Here is a 15,280-nt window from a genome sequence, read left to right as displayed (position 1 = left end):
CTCAGTTAATAAAGCCTTCGGCCTTCATTTTGTCGATCAACTGTCGCCAGCGGGTCAGCCGGTCGACACTGGAGTTGGGGGCCGCGCCGGCGCCGACCCAGATACCGTCGGCGTTGAAGCTGAACACCGGCTGCAGGTCGCCACGCTGCGAGGCCGGCTTGATACTGGAAATCAGGTTGTCCAGCACCAGCGGCTCGGCGGTCGGCGTGGAATAATAGGCCAGTACCATGTGCGCCTGGGTGATGGGGCTGGCCGGGCCGCCGATGCGGGCACGGACATAGATCATGCGCAGTTTCTGCGGCGCGACGCCCAGCTCGCGCAGGGTGAAGTACTTGGCCAGCGCAAAATCCTCGCAGTCGCCGGCACCCTTGGCCATGCTTTCCAGCGGTGTTGCCCAGTAGTCCGCCTGTCGCCACAATTCCGCATCTTCAACATATTTCAATTTCTGATTAAAGAATTGATTGACATCGCGCACGCGGTTGTCTTCATTGCTGTCGCGCCGCAATTGCAATACCAGCTGCTGCCAGTCGCGGTAAACGCGCAGCGCCTGCACGCCGTACAGCTGCTGCACCCGCTCCGCACTCAGCTCCGCCAGCACCAGCCCGGTCAGAGCCAGCAGCAAAGGCACGGCCAGCAAGCCTCTCCGCCCACATCGGGGCAGCCAGACTGCGATCTTGTAAATGAAGCGCTTGCCAAGCATGCGGACCGTGACCTATCAAAATCTGCCTATCCATCTCGTCAACGGTGATCTATCTTTCCCTTGACACTTCTTAAATCACTTCCGACAATACATTGTCTTAATCTTGCATTTAATTACTTGCAACTGCCGATTAATAATTACTGGTTTGACGAGGCTATCATGAACTTCCGCCGCAAACACCTCTACGGTTGTACCCTGGCAGCATTATTGACCATGGTTATCCCTTCCGCATCCTTTGCGTTCGAATTGAAGGATGCGATCACGCAAACGGTGCAGAACAACGCGGAAGTCGGCATGAAGTGGTACAACTTCCGCGCCACCGCGGAAGAGAAAGGCGTCGCCAGTGCCGGTTTCTTCCCGACCGTCGACCTCAGCTACAGTACCGGTCGCGAACGCCTGCGCGAGCCGCAGACCGACGGCTCTGTCGTCAGCCGCACGTTCAACCGTCACGGCTACACCGCCACGCTGAACCAGAACCTGTTCCAGGGCTTCATGACCGTGAACCAGGTCAAGCAGCTGGACTATACCAGCCGTGCCCGCTATTTCGAGTATCTGGCCTCTGCCGAACAGCAGAGTCTGGAAGCCTCGCGCGCCTACATCGACGTGGTGCGCTACAGCAAGCTGGTCGAGATCGCCGAAGACAACTACGCCATCCACAAGGGCATCTACGAGCAGATCCTGCAACGCGTGACGCAAGGCGTCGGCCGCCGCGTGGATCTGGAGCAGATCAATGGCCGTCTCGGCCTCGCCGAATCCAACCTGATCAACGAAATCTCCAACCTGCACGATGTCTCGGCGCGTTACGCCCGCATCATCGGCGCGCCGCCTCCGGCAGAACTGAAACTGCCGGTGCTGGATCTGGGGCTGCTGCCTGCCGGTGACCAGCTGATGCCGCTGGCAGACAAACACAACCCGACGCTGCTGGCTGCCCGCTCCTTCTACCGCGCTGCCGAAGCTGACGTCAGCATGCGCCGCGGCGCGTTCTCGCCGACACTGGACCTACGTGCCACCAAGGAAGCCATCAATAACAAGGACGGTATCTCCGGCCGCAACTCACAGCAGGCGGTGGAACTGGTCCTGAACATGAACCTGTTCCGTGGCGGTGCCGACCGCGCCCGTCTCGCCTCCTCGGCCGAACGCCAGAACGAGGCCGAGGCCCTGGGCATCAAGGCCTGCCGCGACATGCGCCAACAGGTCAGCATCGCCTACAACGACGTATCCAAGCTGACCACCCAGCTCGACGCACTGCGCCAGCACCAACTGTCTACCGAAAAGGCACGCGATGCCTATCGCCGCCAGTTCGACATCGGCCAACGCACCCTGCTTGACCTGCTGGACAGCGAAAACGAACTGTTCGACGCCCGCCGCGAGCTGCTCAACGCCGAACTGAACCAGCAACTGGCGATCTACCGCGTGCTGGGCGAATCCGGCCGCCTGCTGGAAGCGCTGCAGATCAAGCCGCAGGACAGCTCGCTGGCCAGCGTCGACGACCTGACCGTGCCGGCCTGCCCGTCCGACTACACCCCGGCTTCGCCACTGGACAAGAGCAAGATCGCTGCCAAGTCCTTCAATGACGACACCATCGTCGCCAAGACCACCCCATCGGCCATCGAGCGCAATGTCTCGGTGAACGTGCAAGTCCAGTTTGACCTGGATTCGGCACGCATCCGTCCGGAAAGCAATGCGACCCTGGACCAGTTGGCCAGCACCCTGCTGATGCCGGAACTGGGCACCAAGCGCTTCGTGGTGGAAGGCCACACCGACACCACCGGCGGCCCCAGCCATAACCTGCCGCTGTCGCAGCGCCGGGCTGCCGCGGTACGCGACTACCTGATCACCAAGGGTGTACCGGCGGATCGTCTGGACAGCGTCGGCTACGGCAGCAGCAAGCTGCTGCCCAACTTGGCGCCGACCGACCCTAGCCATCGCCGCGTGGTGGTGACCTTCCAGGAACAGGCACCGATGGGCGCAGTGAAACCGAAAGCCGCCGTCAAACGCCGCGTCACCAAGCCGAAACCGTAAGCAGCCCCGCCCAACGCAAAGTGGCCGGTTAATCCGGCCACTTTTTTTACGTCCGCCGCCCGGGCGATCGGTACGGGCGTTACTGCAACCGCATGGCCGGGAACACCCGCGCCGCATTCGCTGCGGTGCTGGCAGCGATGTCGGCCGGCGGCACGCCGCGCAGCGCCGCCAGCACCGCGGCGATCCGGGGCAGATTGTCCGGCGTGTTCGGCTGCGCTGGCGCCCACTCCGGCGGGATGTCCGGCCCGTCGGTCTCCAGCACGATCGCCGACAGCGGCAGCGTTGCGGCCAACCTGCGGATACGTTGCGAGCCCTGATAGGTCATCGCGCCGCCAAAACCGAGGCAGAACCCCAGCTCGATGAAAGCATTCGCCTGCTGCACGCTGCCGTTGAACGCGTGCACCACGCCGCCGGGTACCTTATGCTGGCGCAGGTATTTGAGGATGCGGTCGTGCGAGCGGCGCGCGTGCAAAATCACCGGCAGCTCGAAGCGTCGTGCCAGCTTCAGCTGCGCCTGCAGCCAGTATTCCTGCTGCTGCGGATCCAGCCCCGGCACAAAGAAGTCCAGCCCGCACTCGCCAACCGCGACCGGGCGCTGTCGCGCCAGGTAGTCAGCCAGCCGCTCCAGATGCTCGTCCCGATGCCGCGCCAGGTACAGCGGATGCAGGCCGAAGGCGACATCGACGCCGAACTGCTCCCGCATCGCCAGCACCTCGTCAAAGGTATCCGCCATCACCGCCGGCACGATGGCATGGCTGACGCCACTGGCACGCGCCTGTTGCCACAGCTGCTCACGGTTGGCCGCAAACTCCGGCGCATCCAGATGCAAATGGGTATCGACAAGTGACATGGGGAATCCTGTTCCGGGTGGATAAGCACGCCACCGTGGCGACGTCCACAGCAAGACGCTCAGCCGCGAGGCCCCATCAAGGTGTGGCCGCAATCCGCACCCTGCGCTGTGTTTATAGCCGACCGTAAGCGGCCACATACTGAAGAAGGCCAGTACAGAACGGCAAAACGCGGACAACAAAAAACCCGCAGAGCCTGTGCTGTGCGGGTTTGATGCGGTGCTTCAGATTTTTTCGTGGTGCCCGGGGCCGGACTCGAACCGGCACACCTTGCGGCGGGGGATTTTGAGTCCCCTGCGTCTACCAATTTCGCCACCCGGGCGAAAAAATCCAAGACGCGCATTGTATAAGCGCCGTTACGCCTTGTAAAGCTCAGTCCGCCACTTTCAGCTGCAGCACGCGCTCGTACAGCTGCTTCTTGTTGAGGTCGTAATGCGTCGCCACGATCGCCGCCGCCTGCTTGGTCGGCAGCACCGCCGCCAGTTCGGCGAGCAGCGCCAGCGCAGGTGCCGGCAGGCTGTCCGCCGTCTGTGCCACCGGCGCGGCAGCATCGATGATCAGCACGCACTCGCCGCGCTGCTGGTTGCTGTCGCTGCGGATGCGCTCGGCCAGTTCAGCCGCCGGCAAGCGCAGGAAGGTCTCGAAGGTCTTGGTCAGCTCGCGCGCCAGGATCAGCGGCCGTTCGCCACCGAGGGTGGCGGCGACATCCTCCACGCACTCCAGGATGCGGTGCGGCGCCTCATAGCAGACCACCGCGTAGTCGGCGTCCTGCCATTGCTGCAGTGTCTTGCAACGTTGGCCGCGCTTGGGCGGCAAAAAGCCGTGAAACAGGAAGCGGGCGGTATCCAGCCCGCTGGCGGACAGGGCAGTGATCACCGCGGAGGCACCGGCCACCGGCACCACGCGCAGGCCGGCGGCCCACACCGCCTGCGCCAGGCGGGCGCCGGGATCGGAAATGCCCGGCGTGCCGGCGTCCGACACCTGCACCACGATCTTGCCCTCCTGCAGCCAGCGGATCACTCTGGCCGCCATCTCGCGCTCGTTGTGTTCGCGCAGGCTGACCAGTTTCTTGCTGATGCCGTAGGCGGCCAGCAGGCTGCCGGTGACGCGGGTATCTTCCGCCAGAACGATGTCCGCGGCGTGGAACCCGGCAATGGCGCGCAGTGTCACATCAGCCAGATTCCCAATCGGCGTGGCCAACACATATAATGACCCGTTGACAAACGTTTCCTGGGCAGAACTCATCAAGTGATCAAGCATTGTCTGCACGTTTTGGCTCCCTGGTTATCCGGCACAGCCGTTTTAATGGCGGCAAGTGTAGCCGCTGCCCAGTCGCCGGGCTATATCATTCAGCAAAATCAGCAAACGCTCCGCAATATCGGCGCCAATGCTGCCTCCGCGCCGCTGGCCACCCCGGCCGTCACGGCACCAGCCACGCCCGCCGCCAAGCTCAGCGACAACAAGCCGCGCCTGCATCTGGGGCTGCTGCTGCCGGTGGAGGCACCGCAGCTGGGGGACGCCGCCCAAGTGGTGAAGGCCGGTTTCGACGCCGCCGCGCAGCAGGACAGCAGTGTCCAGCTCAGCTTCGTCGCGCTGGCCAGCGAGAACGACGCGGTGAAGGGCTACCAGCAGCTGCTGGCGGCCGGCGCCAGCGTGATCGTCGGACCATTGACACGCGAGGGTGCGGCCAACGTTGCGGCACAGGCCAGCGTGCCGACGCTGGTACTGAATACCCTGAGCAAGGCGCCGGCCGGCGGCAAGGTGTGGAGCCTGTCGCTGGCGGTCGAAGGCGAGGCGCGCCAGATCGCGCGCCTGATGCGCGACGACGGCCGCAAGGCGCCGCTGGTGCTGTTCAATAACGATGCGCTGTCGGCGCGCCTGCGTGCCGCCTTCGCCGAGAGCTGGGCACAGCGCCATCCGGGCGCGCCGCTGGAACTGAACATGACGCAACCGGACGGCGCGCAGCTGAGCACGCTGCTGGCCGGTGCCGACAGCGTGTTCCTGGCGCTGGACGACAAGGAAGCCGAGGGCAGCCGCGCGCTGCTGCCGGCCGAGCTGCCCGCCTACGCCACCTCGCTGATCAATACCCGGCAAGCGGCGCCGGCACTGGACGGCGTGCGCTTCGTCGACATGCCGTGGTTCCTGATGCCCAACCACCCGGACGCCGCCGGCATCGCCCGCCCGGCGACACCGCTGACCAAGGCCACCGAACGCCTGTACGCACTGGGAGTGGACGCCTTCCGTCTCGGCAAGGCGCTGGGGCAGAACCGCAATCCGGCCAGCATCCGTCTGCGCGGCGTCACCGGCGACCTGCAAGTGGGCAAGGACTGGGTGATCCAGCGCGAGCTGCCGACCGCCATTCGCGGCGAGTCGCAATGAGCAAGGCCAGCGGCGACCACTACGAAACCCTCGCCTGCCGCTTCCTGCAGCAGCAGGGGCTGACGCTGGTGGAGCGCAACTGGCACTGCCGACAGGGCGAACTGGATCTGGTGATGCGCGACGGCGCCTACTGGGTATTCGTCGAAGTGCGCGCCCGGCAATCGGCCCACTTCGGCGGTGCCGCCGCCAGCATCAATACCGCCAAGCAGCACAGGCTGCACACTGCGGCCAACCTTTACCTCAGCAGCAAACGCATTGACGCCCCCTGCCGTTTCGACGCTGTACTGTTCGATGGCGGCGAACAGGCGCAGTGGCTGAAGAACATTTTCGCTTAAGCGCCACCGACCAAAGGAATCACATGGATTTGATCGAACGTGTCAGCGGACACTTCCTTGAAAGCATCGCCATCAAGCAGCAGGTGATGGACGAGCTGTCGCCGGCCGTGGCGCTGGCCGCCGAGCGCATGGTCAGCAGCCTGATGAACGAGGGCAAGATCCTCGCCTGCGGCAACGGCGGTTCCGCCGCCGACGCGCAGCACTTTGCCGCGGAGATGGTGGGCCGCTTCGAGAAGGAGCGTCCGGGCTTGGCGGCGATGTCGCTGGCGACCGACAGCTCGGTGCTCAGCGCCATCGGCAACGACTACGATTTCGACATGATCTTTTCCAAGCAGGTGCGGGCGCTGGGCCACCACAACGACCTGCTGCTGGCGATTTCCACCTCCGGCAACTCCGCCAACGTCATTGAGGCGATCTATGCCGCGCACGAACGCGGCATGGGCGTGATCGCGCTCACCGGCAAGGACGGCGGCCAGATCGCGGAAATCCTGTCACCGGAAGACATCCACCTGAATGTACCCAGCCTGCGCACCGCACGCATCCAGGAAGTCCATATCCTGTTGATCCATGCGCTGTGCGATGCCATCGATTGCATGCTGCTCGGAGGAGAATGATGAAAAACCGTTTGCTCGCGCTGCTGCTGGCCAGCAGCGCCGCCGCCAGTCTCAGTGCCTGCTTCCCGCTGGTTGCCGGTGGCGTGGCCGCCGGTGCGCTGGTGGCCACCGACCGCCGCACCAGCGGCGCCTATGTCGAGGACCAGGCCATCGAGCTGAAATCGCTACGCCAGACCAGTGAGCGCTTTGCCGGCGCCCGCATCAGCATCACCAGCTACAACCGCGCGGTGCTGATCAGTGGCGAGGCGCTGAACGAGGCGCAACGCCAGGAAATCGAGATGATGGTGCGCGGCACCCCGAACGTGCAGCGCGTCTACAACCACCTGGTGGTCGCACCGGTGGCGACGCTGGCGCAGAAGAACAACGACCTGTGGATCACCACCAAGGTGCGCACCCGCCTGCTGGAAGGCAAGGGCTACCCGCCGCAAGCCATCAAGGTGGTGACTGATCGCGGCGTGGTCTACCTGCTCGGCCTGGTCACCGCCAACGAAGGCGCCGCCGCCGCCGATGTCGCCAGCCGTACCACCGGCGTGCAGCAGGTGGTCACCCTGTTCGAGACGCTGGCCGAGACCCCGGCGGCCAGCATCCAGCCCGGTAACTGAGCGACACCACAGCAAACAAAAAGGCGACCCGCGGGTCGCCTTTTTGCTGTCCAGCAGCCGTAGCTACAGGCCATGCCCTGCCCCCGGCATCAGCACGTCGCTGCACAGCACGTGCTGCACCTCGTCGATCTCGATTGCCATCGACAGGGTGACGCAGATACGGGTATCGGTCATCGACAGATAGGGTTCGCTCATGTACAGCACGCCGGGCTGGTCGATCGCGTGCTGGAAATAGGCGCGCCGCGACCACACCGCACCGGTGGTGTCCTCCAGCGGGGAAAAGCGCAGATTGTCCCCGTTGCCGTTGCGCTTCGCGTTGAGGTTGCGCCCCTGCTGGCGTCCCTCCTGATCCAGCAAGAAGCAGCGGATCACGTCCGGCAGCTGCAGCATCGGCATCGCCGCCAGCTCGAACTCGCGGCCCTGCATCAACGCAATCGCCGTCTGCACGAAGGCCTGACGCGACAACTCCAGCTGGCGGCGGTTGAGCTTGCGCCGCAGCAGTTCGCGGTTCATCAGCTCGTCCCACTTGGCGTCGAGTCGCGGCGTAATCAGCTGGTCGCTATCCGGCACCGCGGCAGGGCGCGCCACGTAGTAGCCCTGCACCAGATCACAACCGGAATCCAGCGCCACCACCACGTCGGAGTCACTCTCTACCCCTTCCACCACCACCAGCGCACCGATTTCGTGCATCAGCCGCACCAGACGCGACAACAGAGTGCGCGTGCGCTGCTGCGTTACCGCGCTGCGCAGCAGGTGGCGGTCAAACTTGACGAAATCCGGCTCCAGGCTGCACACCCGATCGATATTGGAATGGCCGACGCCGAAATCGTCGATCGCCAGCAGGCAGCCCTGCTCCCGCAACAAGGCCACGCCCTCCAGCAAGCGGGCATCCAGCTCGATCGCCTGCTCCAGCACCTCCAGCACCACCAGCTGCGGCGGGATGCCGGACTCGGCAATGATTTGCCCAAGCTGGCTGGCACAGTCCGGATCGGACAGTGTCATGGCATCGACATTGAGGAACAGCCAGCGCTGGGCATGGCCGGCAGCGGCAAAGCGCTGGCAATGTGCGGCGCACACCGCCAGATCCATCGCCACCCGCTCGTCGCGGCGGATATAACGCTGGTACACCTCCAGCGGCGACAGCGAGACCTCGTTCTCCGACGCCCGCAACAACGCCTCCATGCCGACCGTGCGCCGGTGCGCCAGGCTGTAGATGGGCTGAAAGTGGGAGTTCAGTAACAGGGAATCCCGCATCGGTATGTTATTCACAGCAACGCTCCGGCAAAAGTTGTACGCAGACTAGCAATTGCTGTTCCAGTTTAAGTGAGGTTGGCCGCAAGCCCAACCTTTAGCCATGAAAAAGGCCAGTCGCCCTGTCAGTTATTAGCACTGACAGGCCTGACCGGCCCGATACCGCAACTGGCAATTAATCGGTATGCAGTTTTCCTGCCGCAAGCAGGTTCTTGATGATGTCAGCTTCGCTCAGGCTCTGCCCTTGCAGGTTATGCGTCAGGTCGACATTCTGCAGCACAATCTGCTGGGTCACACTCCCCTTGTCAGCTTTCACATCAATCACCGTATCGTTACCGACCTTGGCAAAATCGAGATAGCTCTCCAAGTTGCCAACATCAGTTCCGGAGTGGCTTTCTCCCTGCAACAGATCCTTCAGATCCAGAATGTCACCGTTATCACCTTGCTGGAAGTCCATCACAATATCCCGTGCTGGTGAGCTGCTCGTCCCCTGATCGCCCAGCTGCCACTTGAAGGTGTCGATACCGAGGTCGCCACGCAGCACATCGTTGCCCTGACCACCAACCAGCAGGTCGTCACCGGCACCGCCTCGCAGACCGTCATCGCCGCTCCCTCCCAGCAGGGTATCGTTGCCGCTGCCACCGTAGATCAGGTCCACGCCAGCCTGGCCATGGATCACGTCGTTGCCGCTGCCGCCATGCGCCAGATCCGCCCAGGCGATACCGGAGGTATTGGCCGCATGATCGTACGCCCGCGCGGCGGTGCTCAACGAGTTGTCAGAGGCATCGGTCACCAGGTCACTCAGGTTATCAATCGTCATCAGCCCCATCTTCAGCACATCTGCCTGTGTCGGCGCATGACCGGCAATGGTTTCGCTACCCGAATCACCCAGATAGATGATGTCGTTACCGGCACCGCCTTCCACGTAATCGTTCCCGCTCTTGCTGTCGATGATCTGGTTGGTGCTGGCGGTCTGTACCATCTGCGTACTTGCCCCGCTTGGTGGCTGGAGCTGCGCCCAGACATCGAGACCCGTGCCGGCTTCGCCGTAAAGTACCGTGATCTGGTCATTGCCACTGCTGCCCGCCACCTGCGCCATGTCCAGTGTCAACCTGGCCTTGTCGGTGTCGCCATCCGTATCCTTCATGCTGTACTCGATGCTAGCCGGCTTCAACAGCTCGGTATAAGACATCCCCTTCAGCAAGAAACCCTGGCTGTCGTCCTTACCTTTTCCGGTATCACTGCTGGTGCCCTCGTACGTCATGGCCATATAGGCAATGGCCGTGCCGTCCTTGCTGGTGGCGGTAAAGTCACCCGGTTTGCCGTTCTTGCCCACCTCGTCGCTGGTGATCGTGTCGTCCACCAGCACGACCTTGTTGCCTGCGGCATCGTAAGCCACCAGCCTTGCAGTGCCGGCATTCAGCTCGGCAATGGTCAGCGTGACCTGAGTCGCTATCCCGCCCAGCTTGACCAGCAGCGTTTCGCCACCATCCACGGTATGGCGTGAGTCATGCGCCGCATCCACCGACCAGCCTACCTTGCCGGAGGCAGCCCCCGAGCTGTTGTAGCCAAGATTCTGGCCGGCGCTGAAACTGGTGATGCGCTCTGGCGGCGCGCTGTTAAGGCCGGTCAGCTCAAAACTGCCGACCTTGCCGGAAGCCAGCTGCTGCTCGGTCGGTGCGACATTCAGCATTGCGGTAAGTGCTTTGAGCGTATAACTGCCATCGGTATTCAGGGTGAAACGGCCGTCGGCCGTCGTTTCGCCAGCGGCATAGTCTTTGCCCATATAGCTGAAGCCGGTCACCGACTTGTCGCTATCCACGGCCGCATCGTTGTCCAGCACATTACCGCTGAGCTTCGTGTCCGCCGCACTACCGGCGGCATAATCGTCCACCGCCACAGGATTGGTATCCAGCACTGCCACGCTCACGGCTGTCCATGCGGTTTCACCGTTGGCGGTCACCGCCTTGTAGCTGAAGCTGTCGCTTACCTTGTTGTCCGCGTCACCGGTGTGATCGACCACCTTGGCCACAAAGGTATAGCTGCCATCCGGCCGGATCGTCACCGTGCCGTGGCCGGTGTCGAGTTCCGTGCCGCCCGCGGCCACCTCGACCTTCGTGCTGCCACCATCCAGCGACACATACAATTTGGAAACCTCACCCGTGATGCCATCATTCGCCAGAATGCTGCCGTATGAAGTCGTCGAGCCTTCGATGACTGTCGAATCATCAGCCTGGCTTGGCAGGGTAGTTTCTACTGGTGCCACATTGAGCTTCAGCACCTCTACCGGCAGGGTGATTTCGCTTTCTTCAGTATCCAGCACCTTGCCGCTAGCATCGACTTCGGTTGCCGTTGCCTTCACCAGCAGATTGTATTGACCCGGCTCGTTCACCTTGATCTGCAGGGAAGACAGGCTCCAGCCACTGACATCGAGCGTGCCGTCAGGACCGACCGTCGCGCCATGGTTGGCCGCATCCTTCAGTACCGCCCCCGCTGGCAGGCCGCTGATCACCACAGACAGCGTTTCGGAGCCGTCGACATCGACCAGAGCCGCGTTAATGGCGCTGAGCTTGATGAAGCTATCCTCATAGCCCTTGTTGTCCACCGCCTGGAACTTGATATTGTCCAGAATGGCGCCGTAGGAATCGCCCGCATCTTTGGACTGGAAGATCAGACGATAGCCGCCGCTCTGCTCGATGCCGAGGCTAAGCTGCTGCCCCTTGGCCCAGCCAAGCTGCGTCGGGCTAAAGTCAAACAGCTCTTTTTGCGAGCCGGCAATCGGGTTGCCACCCGCATCCAGCTGTACCAGCAGGATCTTCATGCCGCAGGTCTCTACCGGCCTACCGCTACGGGCACCCACATCGAAGTTCAGCTGATAGAAACGCCCGGCCTCGCACTGGATGTCGGTGTAGATCTGGCTGACGCCCTTATCACCCTCGATCTCCAGTACCTGGTTAGTGCCGGAGCCACCAGGGATATACACCGACTCTTTGCCGACCTCGATCTTGCCCCAGCCATTCGCCTGCCATGTGCCGATCCCGCTGGCACCACCCACCGTGTTCAGGTCGATCGCACTGCTCCATGGCTCACCCGCCAGGTTCACGCCATCGAAGTCCATGGCCGCCAGACTCTGGTAAGCAGACAGCGACAACAGCGGCTTGTCGGCGACCGGCACCACGTCCACGGCCACCTCCTTGCCATGGGCAATTTCCACGTTATTTTTCAGCACATCAAACTTGATACTGCCCAGATCCTTGCCCTTATTACCGATACCCTGGTTGTCGCCATAAAGGTCGGCACCCGATACGTGCTCTTTGGGCACGAACTTGACCTTGCCCGCATCGATATCCGACTTGCTGAACGTCGAGGTCTCGTTCTGGCCGAGCACCTTGAACACCCCGTTCGCATCCTTGTACTGAATGGTACCGTTGCCGTTCTGGTTGCCGGACACGCGCACGGTTGCCCCGGCATCGGAAATACCGAGCACAGCCCAGTTCAGGGCAACATCCGTATCCTCCGTCGTCAGCAGGGCCGTAGGCGATACCGTGGTCGACTGCGTGCCATTGAGGGTCAGCGTCGCGGTATTGGACACGTCGCCATCATTGTCCTGCACCGTGTAGCTAAAGGTTTCCGTCACGGCGCCGTCTGCCGGCGTGTACTTGATGGAGTCGATCACATAACCGTTCTGGTTGCCGCTGTATCCCAGCACCACATACTTGAAGGCGGTCGTGGTGGAAATATTGAAGCTCTGCAAGCTGCCATTGCTGGAAGTCGAAACCAGCGTACCGGAGTCCACCAGATTGCCGTTCGCATCGTAGGCCTTCCAGCTTGCGTCACCCTGCCCCTTGTTCAGCTCATTGATACCGATCTGCACAAAACTGGACGCCACCTTCAGACCGATGACCAGTGTCTCGCCACCACCAATGTCATTGGTGCCGCTACCGCCCTGTGATACGCCGATACCCGGCTTGGCATTGCCGCCGCTGGTCCGCACATCGACCAGTGCGCTGGCATTCGCCGTCAGGCCGGAAAGGTTCAATCCGCCCCCTGTCTGCCACGAGCCATCCTGGAAGCCATACACACCAAAGCTTGCCTTCAGTGCCGCAGCACCTTCTGCAGCGCTAATGTCGGTATCCAGCTTGCTGGTATAGATGTAGCTGCCATCCGCCTTGACGGTCAGCTCGCCATACTTGCCGGCCACCGTCACCTCGCCATCGCTCAATGCCGTCGCTACCCCGTTTTCTCCGGTGACGGTGTAAACCTTGGCCGCGTTGGCCGCAGAGCTGTCCACCACGCTATCGTTGGCCAGCAGCTTGCTGGAACCGGCGGTCTGCACATTCAGGCCCGTGTTGACCGTGCCCGAATCGTTCGCGGCCAGCGGATTGGTATCCAGAATATTGATGGTGTAGGTCGCAGTAGAGCCATCGGCCTTGGTGTAGCTGAACGAGTCAACGTCGCTTGCCGAATCCGAGTGATCACGCACCGGGGCCTGGTAGACGTACTGCCCCGCCGCATTGAGCGAAACCGTCCCACCCAGCTGGGTTTGGCCAACAAACTCGACGCCACTGGCTACATTCAGCACATTGCCCGCACTGCCCTCGACCACTTCCTGCAAGGCCACGACGATGTCTTGATCGACGATGGTGGTCGTCACGGTGGCGCTGTTGTACTCCACCTTCTCGTAGTTGGCCGCCGCGCTATAGCTGCCGGCGTTCAGGCTGACCTGGAACTGCTCGCCGTTGTCGGCCAGCGCATCGTTCACCGCCTTGGCGCTGAACACTTCACCGACCGCTACCGTGGTCTTGCCGGCGCTGTAGTCGCTGCTGCTGGTGCTGCCGAGGTTGCCGAAGCTGACGCTGACAGTGCCGTCCGGCTGGGTGGTCAGCACCTTGCCCTGGGCATCGACAGCGCGCACCACGTAGTAGGCGCTGGTTTCGCCTTCTTCCGACACACTGGAGTCTCCCGACAGCAGACTGCCGTCTGCGTTGGCCGCAAACAGCTTGAGGCTGAAGGCGCTGTCGTTGTCGCCCGGAATCTCCGGGTCGTTGCCTGTTTCGTCGACGATGGTGGTAGTGACGCTGGACTGTGCCGGGTTGGCCGCAATCGCTTCGAAGCCACCACCCGTAGCCTGGCCCAGTGTCACGATGATGGTCTCGCCGTTATCGGCGATGGCGTCGTCCAGCGTGGACAGGTTGAATTCAGCGTGATCGGCACCTGCCGGGATCTTGACTTCGATCTGCTTGATGTAGTCGCTACCATCCGAGGCAGTACCGCTGTAGTTCAGCGTGACGGTAACGTCTGTTTCAGCCTTCTGGCTCAGGTTAATGCTGTAGCTGGCGGTAGCCTCGCCTTCCAGTACGCTGCCCGGACCGCTGAGGCTGATCAGCACGGTATCTTCCGGACCCGGAATCGCTTCGTCGGTCACCACGCTGCTGGCCGAGCCTTTGCTGTCGGAGATGTCGATTTGCTCGAAGGCGGTGTTGCTGGCCGCGCCGGTGATAGTCGCCACCAGGCCTTCGCTGCCTTCCTGCAGGTAGTCGTCCTTGGCGTCCACGCTGAAGCTGGCAGTGCCGTTGGCGCCAATGGTGACGGTCGCCGGCCGGCCGGCGGTATCGCCATCGTTGGCCGCCGCGCCGCTCCACGCCAGGTTCAGCGTCACTTCCTTGCCCTCTGGCAGGGTGACGGTCTTGCCGTCGCTGTCCACCAGACTGACGGTGTAGGTCAGCTGGCCGCCTTCGGCCACGTTAGCCTGGTCGACCAAGATCTGGGCGGTGACGCCGTCCAGCGGGTTCTGCGGGTCTTGCGGGTCGCCGCTTTCGTCGGTCACCACGCTGCTGGCCGAGCCTTTGCTGTCGGAGATGGCGATGGTTTCAAACGCGGTGTTGCTGGCCGCGCCGGTGAGGGTCGCCACCAGGCCTTCGCTGCCTTCCTGCAGGTAGTCGTCCTTGGCGTCCACGCTGAAGCTGGCAGTGCCGTTGGCGCCAATGGTGACGGTCGCCGGCCGGCCGGCGGTATCGCCATCGTTGGCCGCCGCGCCGCTCCACGCCAGGTTCAGCGTCACTTCCTTGCCCTCTGGCAGGGTGACGGTCTTGCCGTCGCTGTCCACCAGACTGACGGTGTAGGTCAGCTGGCCGCCTTCGGCCACGCTAGCCTGGTCGACCACGATCTGGGCGGTCACGCCGTCCAGCGGGTTCTGCGGGTCTTGCGGGTCGCCGCTTTCGTCGGTCACCACGCTGCTGGCCGAGCCTTTGCTGTCGGAGATGGCGATGGTTTCAAACGCGGTGTTGCTGGCCGCGCCGGTGAGGGTCGCCACCAGGCCTTCGCTGCCTTCCTGCAGGTAGTCGTCCTTGGCGTCCACGCTGAAGCTGGCCGTGCCGTCGGCACCGAGGGTGACGGTCGCCGGACGACCGCCGGTGTCGCCATCGTTGGCCGCCGCGCCGCTCCACGCCAGGTTCAGCGTCACTTCCTTGCCCGCCGGCAGAGCGACGGTCTTGCCGTCGCTGTCCACCAGACTGACGGTATAGGTCAG

General features: G+C 62.9%; 10 protein-coding genes and 1 tRNA gene. 5 read left to right on the top strand and 6 right to left on the bottom strand.

Translation table 11 applies throughout. From position 1 onward, the window contains the following. Position 1: 1 nt before the first annotated feature. The gene (locus tag PQU96_RS09655; protein ID WP_272772267.1) at positions 2-628 is read right to left on the bottom strand and encodes a transglutaminase-like cysteine peptidase; all 627 of its coding nucleotides are present in this window, start codon (positions 626-628) and stop codon (positions 2-4) included. Positions 629-913: 285 nt separating this feature from the next. On the opposite strand from PQU96_RS09655, the gene PQU96_RS09650 reads away from it, so the two are divergent. Next, positions 914-2,722: a TolC family outer membrane protein gene (locus tag PQU96_RS09650; RefSeq protein ID WP_272772131.1), complete on the top strand. Its 1,809-nt coding sequence runs from the start codon at positions 914-916 to the stop codon at positions 2,720-2,722. Positions 2,723-2,801: 79 nt separating this feature from the next. On the opposite strand, the gene PQU96_RS09645 is transcribed toward PQU96_RS09650, so the two are convergent. From PQU96_RS09645 to rsmI, 3 genes are all read right to left on the bottom strand, one after another. Continuing rightward, entirely contained in the window at positions 2,802-3,572 is a 771-nt protein-coding gene (locus PQU96_RS09645) for a TatD family hydrolase (RefSeq protein ID WP_272772130.1), read from the bottom strand. A 235-nt stretch (positions 3,573-3,807) separates the two neighbouring features. After that, a tRNA-Leu gene (locus PQU96_RS09640) sits at positions 3,808-3,892 on the bottom strand. 50 nt (positions 3,893-3,942) lie between these two features. Then, a complete protein-coding gene (gene rsmI, locus PQU96_RS09635; RefSeq protein ID WP_373316287.1) occupies positions 3,943-4,830 on the bottom strand; it encodes a 16S rRNA (cytidine(1402)-2'-O)-methyltransferase in 888 nt (295 codons plus the stop codon). A gap of 45 nt (positions 4,831-4,875) precedes the next feature. On the opposite strand from rsmI, the gene PQU96_RS09630 reads away from it, so the two are divergent. Genes PQU96_RS09630 through PQU96_RS09615 form a run of 4 tightly spaced genes read left to right on the top strand, consistent with a single transcriptional unit; the run spans position 4,876 to position 7,500 of the window. Next, complete coding sequence (locus PQU96_RS09630) at positions 4,876-5,949, top strand: penicillin-binding protein activator (RefSeq protein ID WP_272772128.1); 1,074 nt, start codon at positions 4,876-4,878, stop codon at positions 5,947-5,949. Beyond that, positions 5,946-6,284 (top strand): YraN family protein, encoded by a 339-nt coding sequence (locus PQU96_RS09625; RefSeq protein WP_272772127.1) that lies wholly within the window; start codon positions 5,946-5,948, stop codon positions 6,282-6,284. The genes PQU96_RS09630 and PQU96_RS09625 overlap by 4 nt, the downstream gene beginning before the upstream one ends. A 23-nt stretch (positions 6,285-6,307) precedes the next feature. Continuing rightward, on the top strand, positions 6,308-6,898 hold the full coding sequence (locus PQU96_RS09620; RefSeq protein ID WP_189375420.1) for a phosphoheptose isomerase: 591 nt from the start codon (positions 6,308-6,310) through the stop codon (positions 6,896-6,898). Beyond that, on the top strand, positions 6,895-7,500 hold the full coding sequence (locus tag PQU96_RS09615; RefSeq protein WP_272772125.1) for a BON domain-containing protein: 606 nt from the start codon (positions 6,895-6,897) through the stop codon (positions 7,498-7,500). The genes PQU96_RS09620 and PQU96_RS09615 overlap by 4 nt, the downstream gene beginning before the upstream one ends. A gap of 63 nt (positions 7,501-7,563) precedes the next feature. On the opposite strand, the gene PQU96_RS09610 is transcribed toward PQU96_RS09615, so the two are convergent. Together PQU96_RS09610 and PQU96_RS09605 are read right to left on the bottom strand one after the other, a co-directional pair. Next, positions 7,564-8,754 carry a sensor domain-containing phosphodiesterase gene (locus PQU96_RS09610; RefSeq protein WP_272772124.1) on the bottom strand — a complete coding sequence of 397 codons (1,191 nt, stop codon included), beginning with the start codon at positions 8,752-8,754 and terminating at the stop codon, positions 7,564-7,566. A gap of 172 nt (positions 8,755-8,926) precedes the next feature. Continuing rightward, a partial coding sequence (locus PQU96_RS09605; RefSeq protein ID WP_272772123.1) for a type I secretion C-terminal target domain-containing protein occupies positions 8,927-15,280 on the bottom strand: 6,354 nt, incomplete at its 5' end.

Origin of the sequence: Vogesella margarita, from assembly GCF_028548475.1 — a bacterium.
In the GTDB taxonomy this organism is placed as follows: domain Bacteria; phylum Pseudomonadota; class Gammaproteobacteria; order Burkholderiales; family Chromobacteriaceae; genus Vogesella; species Vogesella margarita.
The sequence above is the reverse complement of the archived record's forward strand: the minus strand, read 5'-3'. Positions and strand labels throughout refer to the sequence as shown.

What these genes read in the sequence shown, in the direction of transcription:
- PQU96_RS09645 (WP_272772130.1), bottom strand. Translation starts at nt 3,572, where the DNA reads ATGTCACTTGTCGATACCCATTTGCATCTGGATGCGCCGGAGTTTGCG.
- PQU96_RS09630 (WP_272772128.1), top strand. Translation starts at nt 4,876, where the DNA reads ATGGCGGCAAGTGTAGCCGCTGCCCAGTCGCCGGGCTATATCATTCAG.
- rsmI (WP_373316287.1), bottom strand. Translation starts at nt 4,830, where the DNA reads ATGCTTGATCACTTGATGAGTTCTGCCCAGGAAACGTTTGTCAACGGG.
- PQU96_RS09620 (WP_189375420.1), top strand. Translation starts at nt 6,308, where the DNA reads ATGGATTTGATCGAACGTGTCAGCGGACACTTCCTTGAAAGCATCGCC.
- PQU96_RS09650 (WP_272772131.1), top strand. Translation starts at nt 914, where the DNA reads ATGGTTATCCCTTCCGCATCCTTTGCGTTCGAATTGAAGGATGCGATC.
- PQU96_RS09625 (WP_272772127.1), top strand. Translation starts at nt 5,946, where the DNA reads ATGAGCAAGGCCAGCGGCGACCACTACGAAACCCTCGCCTGCCGCTTC.
- PQU96_RS09615 (WP_272772125.1), top strand. Translation starts at nt 6,895, where the DNA reads ATGATGAAAAACCGTTTGCTCGCGCTGCTGCTGGCCAGCAGCGCCGCC.
- PQU96_RS09610 (WP_272772124.1), bottom strand. Translation starts at nt 8,754, where the DNA reads ATGCGGGATTCCCTGTTACTGAACTCCCACTTTCAGCCCATCTACAGC.